Consider the following 10,000-nt stretch of genomic DNA (forward strand, 5'->3'; position numbering starts at 1 on the left):
GTTGATAATAGTAGGCCATGGCGTTATGCACTTCGGCCAGTTCAGGCGCTAAGCTTTTGGCTTTTTCCAGATTAAACTTGGCCTGGGCATTATCACCCCTTTGCAGGTAATTAATGCCTAATGCGATGCGGGTGCGGGCAGCTTCTTTATGATCCGTCTTAGGACGGACCTGGCGGTCACTGCCCACTACTGTGGTTTCAGTGACACAAGCTGCCAACTGTAAACTGAAAATAACACAAGCTAAGAGCCTGAGTTTTTGCATAGCGATACCAGTTTAATGGAGTGTTACACCATTTTTACTGAAATCTCCTGACCTTTCATCTGTTTTTTTGCTAAACGTTTCGTGCGGTCAATCACATCACCCACTAACTGACCGCAAGCCGCGTCAATATCATCGCCGCGGGTCTTGCGAACCATGACGGTATAACCATGCTCCTGCAGCACTTTATTAAAGCGGTCGATGCGCGAATTGCTGGAGCGTTTGTAAGGTGAACCTGGATATGGGTTAAAAGGGATCAGGTTCACTTTTGACGGCGTGCCTTTAAGCGCATGCGCTAATTCGTGGGCTTGTTCCATGCTGTCGTTGACACCATCAAGCATCACGTATTCAACTGTGACTTTATCGTTGGCACGGGAATCCGTAACATAACGCTTTGCCGCAGCCAGGAATTCTTCCATAGGGTATTTTTTATTTACAGGCACTAATTCATCACGCAGGGTATTGTTTGGTGCATGCAATGAAATGGCCAGAGCCACATCGATACGTTCTTTTAGCATATCCAAAGCAGGCACTACACCTGAGGTACTTAAAGTGACACGGCGTTTGGATAAACCAAAACCAAAATCTTCCAGCATCAGCTCCATGGCTGGCACCACGTTATTCAGATTCAGCAAAGGCTCACCCATGCCCATCATGACCACGTTGGTCACTGGTTTTTCGCCTGTATCACCGTAGCTGCCGATGATCTGCGCAACACGCCAGACCTGACCAATGATTTCAGACACTTTCAGATTGCGGTTAAAACCCTGTTGGGCAGTGGAACAAAAGGTACATTCTAAAGCGCAACCCACTTGCGAAGACACGCATAAAGTACGGCGGTCTTTTTCCGGGATCCAGACAGTTTCCACTTCCTGACCACCAGACAAACCCATCACAAACTTGATTGTGCCATCGGCGCTGTCCTGACGCGTCACCACAACAGGCGCTGCAATCACAGCTTTTTCTTTTAATTTGTCGCGTAACTTCTTGTTGATGTTGGTCATTTTATCAAAGTCATCGATGCAGAAATGGTAGATCCATTTCATCACCTGATCAGCTCTGAAGCCTGCTTCACCAATAGAGACAAAAAACTCCTTCATCTGGGCTCGGGTCAGATCAAGCAGATTGACTTTGTTTTCTGTTTGGCTCATTTGGGCATTTCCTCACAACATAGATAGATAAAAAGTAGGACAGTTTAAATAGATAGAAAGGGAGCTAAGCTCCCTTTTCTTATTCATCGTCCTTGTAACGCATTCTAAACCTGAGTAATTGGAGTTGCAGCAAGGCGACAAGTGCTCAAGACCCCAGGAGCATAGTTTACTATGTGACTGGGGCGAAAGCGCGCTGTCAACGAAGCTGCAGCTTCAAGAACGACGGTTTAAATTAACGAGTACGGGCGCACAGCTCAGCTTCAGTGAAGAAGTAAGCAATTTCACGGGCAGCAGAAGCAGCAGCGTCTGAACCGTGAACAGCGTTCTCGTCGATGCTGGCAGCGTAATCAGCACGTAAAGTACCGGCAGCAGCGTCTTTCGGGTTAGTAGCACCCATGATTTCACGGTTTTTACGTACAGCGTCTTCGCCTTCTAATACCTGAACCATAACTGGGCCAGACGTCATGAAAGATACTAAAGCGTTGAAGAATGGACGCTCTTTGTGCTCAGCGTAGAAGCCTTCAGCCTGTTCACGGCTTAAGTGCAACATTTTGGCAGCAACAATACGTAAACCTGCAGACTCAAAACGGTTGTAGATAGCACCGATGTGGTTTTTCGCAACTGCATCAGGTTTTACGATTGAAAAAGTACGTTCTAAAGCCATGACAGACTCCTGTAATCAAAAGGGTGAATAAAATTTAAGGCCGCGAATTATACGCTAAGGAAAATAAAAAGCCTATGTTTATGTGTGAGGTCTTACGGCAGACCGCCACCAGGTTAAACCTTGCCACTGCCCTGATAAAAAAAGCAGCCTAAGGCTGCTTTATTGCAATGCCGAAGCAGAGGCTTAGTGCCCCTCGCTGACCATATTGACTGTGTATTTAGGGATTTCGACCACCAGATCTTCATCCGCAATACGGGCCTGACAGCCTAAACGTGAATCTGGCTCTAAACCCCAGGCTTTATCCAGCATATCGTCTTCCAGCTCATCGCTAGGATTCAGCGACCGGAAGCCTTCACGTACTATGACGTGACAGGTGGTACAGGCACAGGATTTTTCGCAGGCGTGTTCGATAGAAATGCCACACCGCAGCGCCACATCCAGCACAGTTTCGCCTGTTTTGGCTTCCACTGCTGCGCCTTCAGGGCATAATTCTGCATGGGGTAAAAAGATGATTTGTGGCATATCAGACCTCGTCGACCTTATGACCCTGCAATGCACTACGAATGGAGATATCCATACGGCGCGCTGCAAACTCATCCGTTATATGATTGGTATGTTCAATGGCCGCTTTAATGGCCGCCGTATTATCGCCTTGTTTCACTTTAGCCAGTTCAGCAAGGGCTTGTTCGACATTTAACTTTTCTGCATCGCTTAACAGCGCGGCATCCGCATTTAAAGCTGCAGTCACAGCTTCCAGCACCCGCTCTGCTTCCACCTGTTGCTCTTTTAACAAACGCAGTTGCATATCCTGTTTGGCATACAACATAGAGCTTTGGATCATAGTCGCGACCTGATCATCACTTAAACCGTACGAAGGTTTGACCTGAATGCTGGCGCTGACGCCGGTCGATTTTTCCTGAGCTGTTACGCTGAGCAAGCCATCAGCATCAACCTGGAAAGTAACCCGGATATGAGCACCACCTGCGGCCATAGCCGGAATGTTGGTCAGGTTAAAACGTGCCAGTGAACGACAGGCATCCACCAGTTCACGTTCACCTTGCAATACATGGATAGCCATAGCGGTCTGGCCATCTTTAAAGGTGGTAAATTCCTGAGCCCTGGCTACCGGGATCACTGTATTACGTGGAATAATTTTTTCCACTAAGCCGCCCATGGTCTCTAAACCTAAAGACAGAGGTATCACATCAAGCAGCAAAGTATCGTGATCGGACTTATTGCCGACCAGCACGTTGGCCTGAATAGCAGCACCTATAGCCACTACTTTGTCCGGATCTATAGACGTCAGAGGTTCTGTCGCAAAAAACTCCGCCACAGCGCTTCGTACTAAAGGTACACGGGTCGAACCACCCACCATCACCACTTGCTGAATTGCTTCGATGTCTAAACCGGCATCACGCAGCACTTGTTTACAGGCACGAATGGTCTTGCGCACTAAAGGCTGAATTAAAGCGTCAAAATCAGCACGACTGATCTGACCTTTAAATTCACCAGAAGCTAAAGGCAGAACAAAATCCAACTGCTCTATTGCACTTAAGTTTTCTTTGATTTGGCGGGCAGTGACCAGGTACTGGCGCAGTTCTGAATGCGAAAGTGTGCTTTGGCCAGTTTGCTGTTGTAACCAGCTGACTAAGGCATGATCAAAATCATCACCACCCAGAGCTGAGTCACCACCAGTAGCTAAGACTTCAAACACACCACGCTTTAAACGCAGGATGGAGATATCAAAAGTTCCGCCACCTAAGTCGTAAACAGCAACCACACCTTCCTGACCAGAATCCAGGCCATAAGCTAAAGCTGCTGCTGTAGGTTCGTTTAATAAACGTAATACGTTCAGGCCAGCCAGCTTGGCAGCGTCTTTGGTCGCTTGACGTTGCGAGTCATCAAAATAAGCAGGCACAGTAATAACCACACCTGTCAGCTCGCCACCTAAGGTCTGGCTTGCTGTATCGGCTAAAGTCGCCAGGATTTCAGCAGAAACTTCCACCGGGTTTTTAATACCCTGAATAGTGTTTATCGCCACTAAACCAGATTGATCGACCAACTGATAAGGAATATGTTCTGCATCGGAGTTGATTTCTGCAAATCCCCGGCCCATCAAACGTTTAACTGACACTATGGTATTGTGTGGGTCCAGCACTGCATCGGCAGCTGCGGCATGACCAACGATGACCTTGTCCGCGGTGTAACGCACCACGGATGGCACCATGTCTTGCCCTGCTGCATTAAACAGAGTTTTGGCTTCACCACTGCGAACGGTAGCTACGAGCGAATTGGTGGTACCGAGATCAATACCTGCGGCTAACTTGTGCTGGTGTGGAGCCGCGCTTTGACCGGGCTCTGCAATTTGTAATAACGCCATGCTGCTCTTTAGTCTTGTGTTTGTTGTTCAAGAAGTTCCAGCTCTTGCTGCAACTTAAAGAAAAATTTGAGTTTGCGGATTATATCAGCAGCCTGATGATCCTGCTCAGGGCTGTTGGCGTCCAGTGCCGCTTGCAACTGTCGTAATAAGGCTTTTTTCTGTTGCTGAATTTGCTGATCGGCTTCGTCAATTAATGGGTAAGGATCCGCCGCTTCGCTAATCTCTGCCAGCAATTCACGTAATTCCATTTGCTGCATTAAAAACGCAGGTTCCATAAAACTGCGCTGCTCGTTACTGATTTTTAAGCCCCGTAGCGCCAACAAATGTTCTGCACGTAATAACGGCTGCTTTAAACTGTGATACGCATCGTTAATATTGGCCGCCTGTTGCACAGCCATCAGCTTATCGCGCTCTGAACCCGCCGCATGTTTATCCGGATGAAACTGACGCTGTAGTTCCAGATACCGGGTACCTAATTCAGTCAAATCCAGCTCAAACTGAGCTGGCAGATGAAAAAGCTGAAAGTAATTCATCTGCGCCCTTAGTTAAACTGTGAAGCTTTCGCCACAACCACATTCGCCATTGACGTTGGGATTGTTAAACTGGAACCCTTCGTTTAAACCTTCTTTGACAAAATCCAGCTGAGTACCATCTATGTACACCAGGCTTTTACCATCCACAATGAGTTTCAGATCGTTTTGCTCAAACACCTGATCGTCATCGTTTAACTCGTCAACAAACTCCAGCACATAAGCCAGACCTGAACAGCCTGTGGTTTTGACGCCGACACGCAAGCCAAGACCTTTGCCTCTGTTGGCGAGGAAACTTCTGACGCGATCCGCTGCCGCTGGTGTCATTGAAATAGCCATAACTTAGTTCCCGTGACGTTGTTTGTAATCCGCAATGGCTGCTTTGATTGCATCTTCCGCCAGAATAGAGCAGTGGATTTTTACCGGAGGCAAAGCCAGTTCCTGCGCTATATCGGTATTTTTAATTAAAGCCGCTTCGTCAATGCTCTTGCCTTTGACCCATTCAGTCACTAATGAGCTGGAAGCGATAGCGCTGCCACAGCCGTAGGTTTTGAACTTGGCATCTTCGATAATGCCCTGATCGTTAATTTTTAACTGTAACTTCATTACGTCACCACAAGCTGGCGCGCCGACCATACCTGTTGCTACGCTTGGGTCGTCTTTGGCGAATGAACCCACGTTACGCGGATTTTCGTAGTGGTCTATGACTTTGTTGCTGTATGCCATGGTGCTTACCCCTAATGATGCTGTTAACTTAGTGTGCAACCCAGGCAACACTGCCCAAATCCACGCCGTCTTTGTACATTTCCCACAGAGGTGACATGTCGCGTAATTTACCAATGGCGTCATGCACTATCTTAATGGTGTGATCAATTTGCTCTTCCGTGGTGTAACGGCCGATGCTGAAACGAATAGAACTGTGTGCCAGCTCGTCGGTTAAACCTAAAGCCCGTAATACATACGAAGGCTCCAGACTGGCTGAAGTACAAGCTGAACCTGAAGATACGGCGATGTCTTTTAACGCCATAATCAGCGACTCACCTTCGACATAGTTAAAGCTGACGTTGGTAATACCAGGCACACGTTGCACTGCATCACCATTTAAAAACACTTGTTCTATGTCTTTAATACCATCCAGCAGACGGTCACGTAACACAGCAACACGTTCACGCTCAGCGTGCATTTCTTCTTTGGCGATACGGAAAGCTTCACCCATGGCCACAATCTGATGCGTGGCTAAAGTACCGGAGCGCATACCACGCTCATGACCACCACCGTGCGTCTGAGCTTCTAAACGAATACGTGGTTTACGACGCACATACAAAGCGCCAATGCCTTTTGGACCATAAGTTTTATGGCCTGAGAATGACATCAAATCAACTTTTAAGGTCTCTAAATCAATATCCACTTTGCCTGTCGCCTGAGCAGCATCAACGTGGAAAATAATACCTTTGCTGCGGCACAGTTCGCCGATAGCAGCGATGTCCTGGATCACACCAATTTCGTTGTTGACAAACATAATGCTGATGACCGTGGTATCAGGACGGATAGCGGCCTCTAATTTATTCAGGTCCACTAGACCGCTGGCTTCAACATCCAGATAAGTCACTTCAAAACCTTCACGTTCCAGAGCACGCATAGTGTCCAGTACAGCTTTGTGTTCTGTTTTGGCAGTGATCAGGTGTTTACCTTTTTTATGGTAAAACTGAGCCGCGCCTTTGATAGCTAAATTGTTGGATTCGGTTGCACCTGAAGTAAATACAATTTCACGAGGGTCAGCGTTGACCAGTTCGGCAATTTGCGCACGGGCAATTTCTACCGCTTCTTCTGCCTGCCAGCCGAACTTGTGCGAACGTGACGCCGGATTACCAAAGGAACCATCCATAGTCAAAAATTGCATCAGTTTTTCGGCCACCCGCGGATCAACCGGGGTTGTGGCTGCATAATCTAAATAAATAGGTAGCTTCATTTTTTGCTCCGGCTTGTTGCCTACAACTGGCAACTGACTTCGATTTCAGTTGCTGGATTTTTTAACACACGGCCATCTTGCCGTTTCGCCACTTTTTTCACTTCATTCTGGCGAACCAGTTCACCTAAAGTGATACCGGTGAGGAAGTCTTCGATACGGTCGCTTAAGTCCGTCCATAAACTATGGGTTAAACATTTAGCGCCGCTTTGACAATCAGATTTACCCTGACAACGTGTGGCATCTACGGACTCATCCACCGCACTGATCACAGCAGACACCGATATTTGCATCGGGTCCAGCCCCAATTGGTAACCACCACCTGGTCCACGCACACTGCTGACCAGACCTTGTTTGCGTAAACGGGCAAACAGCTGCTCAAGGTAAGACAGGGAAATACCCTGACGTTCAGAGATATCCGCCAATGACACAGGGCCAGACTCTGCATGTAATGCAACATCCAGCATAGCGGTCACAGCGTAACGGCCTTTTGAAGTTAAACGCATAACGGACTCCCTGAAACGAATGGCGCAAATTGTACATTCTTGACTGTTTTAGTCAAGTATTAATCCTACCATTTTAGTCAGGTATTATTCGTTTAAGTTCAACTCTTTTTCCGATGAATCACAGCCTTGGCTAAATAGTCGGGTCAAAAGCATCCACAGCTTTTTTGCGTTGTTCTGCAGCTTCGCGCTCAGCCTGGATAAAAGCTTCATCTTCAATAGCGATTTCCGGCACTATGTCGCAGACATTGCCTCCGAGCTTATTTACGCTTTGGCAGAGCTCTGTCACTTTGTTATCTAAAAAGTGCATATGATCCAACATTCGCCCCATCGCATTTGCAACAGGATCGGGGTTATCGCTGGATACAGCGTACGCATCAAAGCCGAATTTTTTTGCCATTTTCTGGCGTTGTTCCGTCAGTTCCATATCTTGTTTAGCGACAATACGGCCAGGAATACCCACCACAGTCGCCCCTGCCGGAACATCCTTGACCACCACAGCATTGGAGCCTATACGGGCACATTCACCAACGTACAAAGGCCCTAATACTTTGGCGCCCGCACCAATAACAACACCATTACCTAAAGTCGGGTGGCGTTTACCCGGGTTCCAGCTGGTGCCGCCTAAAGTCACACCATGGTATAAAGTGACATCATCACCAATTTCTGCGGTTTCTCCGATCACCACACCCATGCCATGATCGATAAAAAAGCGCCGGCCAATTTTTGCGCCCGGATGAATTTCGACTCCGGTCAGCCAACGTGCTATGGTACTTAAAAAACGTGCCAACCATTTCCAGTCAGCTTTCCATAGACGATGATTCATCCGATGCCACCAAATGGCATGCAACCCGGGATAGTTGGTTAGCACTTCAAAAGAACTGCGCGCCGCCGGGTCCCGCTCGAACACACTTTTAATGTCTTCTTTGATACCTGCAAACATCTTACAAATCCTATTGCTTGGTGGTGCGTTGAATTGAGGCCAAAATGCCTCGCAAAATATTCAGTTCCTGATCATCTGGTCTGGAACGGGCAAATAAGCGACGCAAACGTGCCATCACAATGCCGGGATGCTGTTTAATAATAAAGCCCGTGTCGCTTAAGGTTTGTTCCAGATGAATGTAAAACTTTTCCATCTGATCAATGTCCGGATAAACAGTTAGATCAGCCTCAGGCGCTTTGTCTTGCTGTGCTAAAAAGGCCACCCGAACTTCATAAGCAATAATTTGCACCGCCATAGCTAAATTCAACGAGCTGTATTCAGGATTCGCCGGAATACAGACGTGAAAATTACACATTTGCAGTTCTTCGTTAGTCAGGCCGTTATTTTCCCGACCAAATACCAAAGCAACAGGTTTCTGCGTTGCCTCAACTACAGCCTTTTCGCCACATTCACGGGGTTCCAGCATAGGCCAGGACAAAGTTCTGGAGCGGGCACTAGTGCCAACCACTAAGCCACAATCGGATATAGCCTGTTCCAGAGTATCCACAACCTGAGCATTAGCCAGAATATCGCTGGCCCCTGCCGATAAGGCATAGGCCTGACCATCCGGTAATTCTTTAGGCGATACCAGTACCAACTTGCTAAGGCCCATTGTTTTCATGGCGCGGGCAACGGAACCTATGTTCCCTGTATGTGAGGTCCCCACTAAGACAATACGGATTTGCTCTAACATGCCCACTCCAGCAGATACTATCGATAGAAACCTGATCCCTTTATGAAGTTAAATTCAATCTGGTAGCAGGCTTAAAAATTCAAGGGGCGGCATTTTATCACAGCATAAAATTTTTGTAGATTGAAATTTGGCAGTCCAGCCATCCAAAAAACTTTAATCAGGCTTTTATTTTACCTTGTATCCCGTCATTGCACCCACTGGTGATTTGTGACTGCAAAAGATCTTCTGCTTTGTTACACTATCGGCGGTTTTTAACTCAGAAGGATCGTGTTATGAAGGCGTTATCGCAATTCGTTTTAGTATCCAGTTTAGTGCTTAGCCAGTTTTCTTTTGCAAACACCGACACCACAGCTTTACAACAGGCGGTGCAAAACCCGGCCCGTACCGAAGCCAATAAAGTACGGGACCAATACAGACATCCGGTTGAAACCTTAGCTTTTTTTGGTGTGACACCACAAAGTACAGTAGTTGAAATATCCCCCGGTGGCGGCTGGTATACAGAAATTCTGGCGCCGTTACTGGCCAAAGAAGGCAAATATTACGCGGCTCACTTCCCGGCCAACAGTACATCAGAATACGCCACACGTAACCTGAAAGCATTTAAAGATAAGTTGGCCTCCAACGAAATCTATTCACAGGTTGTAGTCACTGAGTTTTCTCCTTTACCTAATCAACAAGTGGCACCAGCCAATAGTGCTGATGTGGTTTTGACTTTCCGTAATCTGCATAACTGGTATATGCAAAAAGGTGAGCAAGGCATGATTGATGCTTTTACTGCTTTTTATGCGGCCTTAAAGCCTGGTGGTGTGTTAGGTGTGGTAGAACACAGGTTACCTGAAGATAAAAAGACAGCAGACTGGTTAAAGTCTGG

At 47.2% G+C, this 10,000-nt stretch carries 12 protein-coding genes and 1 pseudogene; 1 reads left to right on the forward strand and 12 read right to left on the reverse strand.

The window, feature by feature from the left end; genetic code table 11:
• From LDL40_RS03415 to trmJ, 12 genes and pseudogenes are all read right to left on the reverse strand, one after another.
• Window positions 1-262, reverse strand: a pseudogene (locus LDL40_RS03415) (type IV pilus biogenesis/stability protein PilW); the annotation flags it as partial.
• 23 nt (window positions 263-285) lie between these two features.
• The gene (locus LDL40_RS03420) at window positions 286-1,410 is read right to left on the reverse strand and encodes a bifunctional tRNA (adenosine(37)-C2)-methyltransferase TrmG/ribosomal RNA large subunit methyltransferase RlmN (protein WP_300993705.1); all 1,125 of its coding nucleotides are present in this window, start codon (window positions 1,408-1,410) and stop codon (window positions 286-288) included.
• Between the two features lie 232 nt (window positions 1,411-1,642).
• Window positions 1,643-2,074, reverse strand: coding sequence for a nucleoside-diphosphate kinase (ndk, locus tag LDL40_RS03425; protein ID WP_300993706.1), 432 nt, complete (start codon window positions 2,072-2,074; stop codon window positions 1,643-1,645).
• 183 nt (window positions 2,075-2,257) lie between these two features.
• Window positions 2,258-2,596, reverse strand: coding sequence for an ISC system 2Fe-2S type ferredoxin (fdx, locus tag LDL40_RS03430; RefSeq protein WP_300993707.1), 339 nt, complete (start codon window positions 2,594-2,596; stop codon window positions 2,258-2,260).
• A 1-nt stretch (window position 2,597) separates the two neighbouring features.
• Window positions 2,598-4,454 (reverse strand): Fe-S protein assembly chaperone HscA, encoded by a 1,857-nt coding sequence (gene hscA / locus LDL40_RS03435; protein ID WP_300993709.1) that lies wholly within the window; start codon window positions 4,452-4,454, stop codon window positions 2,598-2,600.
• A gap of 8 nt (window positions 4,455-4,462) precedes the next feature.
• On the reverse strand, window positions 4,463-4,987 hold the full coding sequence (gene hscB, locus LDL40_RS03440; RefSeq protein WP_300993711.1) for a co-chaperone HscB: 525 nt from the start codon (window positions 4,985-4,987) through the stop codon (window positions 4,463-4,465).
• 12 nt (window positions 4,988-4,999) lie between these two features.
• Window positions 5,000-5,323: an iron-sulfur cluster assembly protein IscA gene (gene iscA, locus LDL40_RS03445; protein ID WP_127025627.1), complete on the reverse strand. Its 324-nt coding sequence runs from the start codon at window positions 5,321-5,323 to the stop codon at window positions 5,000-5,002.
• 3 nt (window positions 5,324-5,326) lie between these two features.
• Entirely contained in the window at window positions 5,327-5,710 is a 384-nt protein-coding gene (iscU, locus tag LDL40_RS03450) for a Fe-S cluster assembly scaffold IscU (protein WP_046518635.1), read from the reverse strand.
• A gap of 28 nt (window positions 5,711-5,738) precedes the next feature.
• Entirely contained in the window at window positions 5,739-6,953 is a 1,215-nt protein-coding gene (locus tag LDL40_RS03455; RefSeq protein WP_300993716.1) for an IscS subfamily cysteine desulfurase, read from the reverse strand.
• A 20-nt stretch (window positions 6,954-6,973) separates the two neighbouring features.
• Window positions 6,974-7,456 carry a Fe-S cluster assembly transcriptional regulator IscR gene (iscR, locus tag LDL40_RS03460; RefSeq protein ID WP_053424389.1) on the reverse strand — a complete coding sequence of 161 codons (483 nt, stop codon included), beginning with the start codon at window positions 7,454-7,456 and terminating at the stop codon, window positions 6,974-6,976.
• Between the two features lie 130 nt (window positions 7,457-7,586).
• Window positions 7,587-8,396 carry a serine O-acetyltransferase gene (gene cysE, locus LDL40_RS03465; RefSeq protein ID WP_300993719.1) on the reverse strand — a complete coding sequence of 270 codons (810 nt, stop codon included), beginning with the start codon at window positions 8,394-8,396 and terminating at the stop codon, window positions 7,587-7,589.
• 10 nt (window positions 8,397-8,406) lie between these two features.
• Window positions 8,407-9,129 (reverse strand): tRNA (cytosine(32)/uridine(32)-2'-O)-methyltransferase TrmJ, encoded by a 723-nt coding sequence (trmJ, locus tag LDL40_RS03470; protein ID WP_300993721.1) that lies wholly within the window; start codon window positions 9,127-9,129, stop codon window positions 8,407-8,409.
• Window positions 9,130-9,401: 272 nt separating this feature from the next.
• On the opposite strand from trmJ, the gene LDL40_RS03475 reads away from it, so the two are divergent.
• A partial coding sequence (locus LDL40_RS03475; RefSeq protein ID WP_300993722.1) for a class I SAM-dependent methyltransferase occupies window positions 9,402-10,000 on the forward strand: 599 nt, incomplete at its 3' end.

This window comes from Rheinheimera sp. (assembly GCF_020217005.1).
GTDB lineage: Bacteria > Pseudomonadota > Gammaproteobacteria > Enterobacterales > Alteromonadaceae > Pararheinheimera.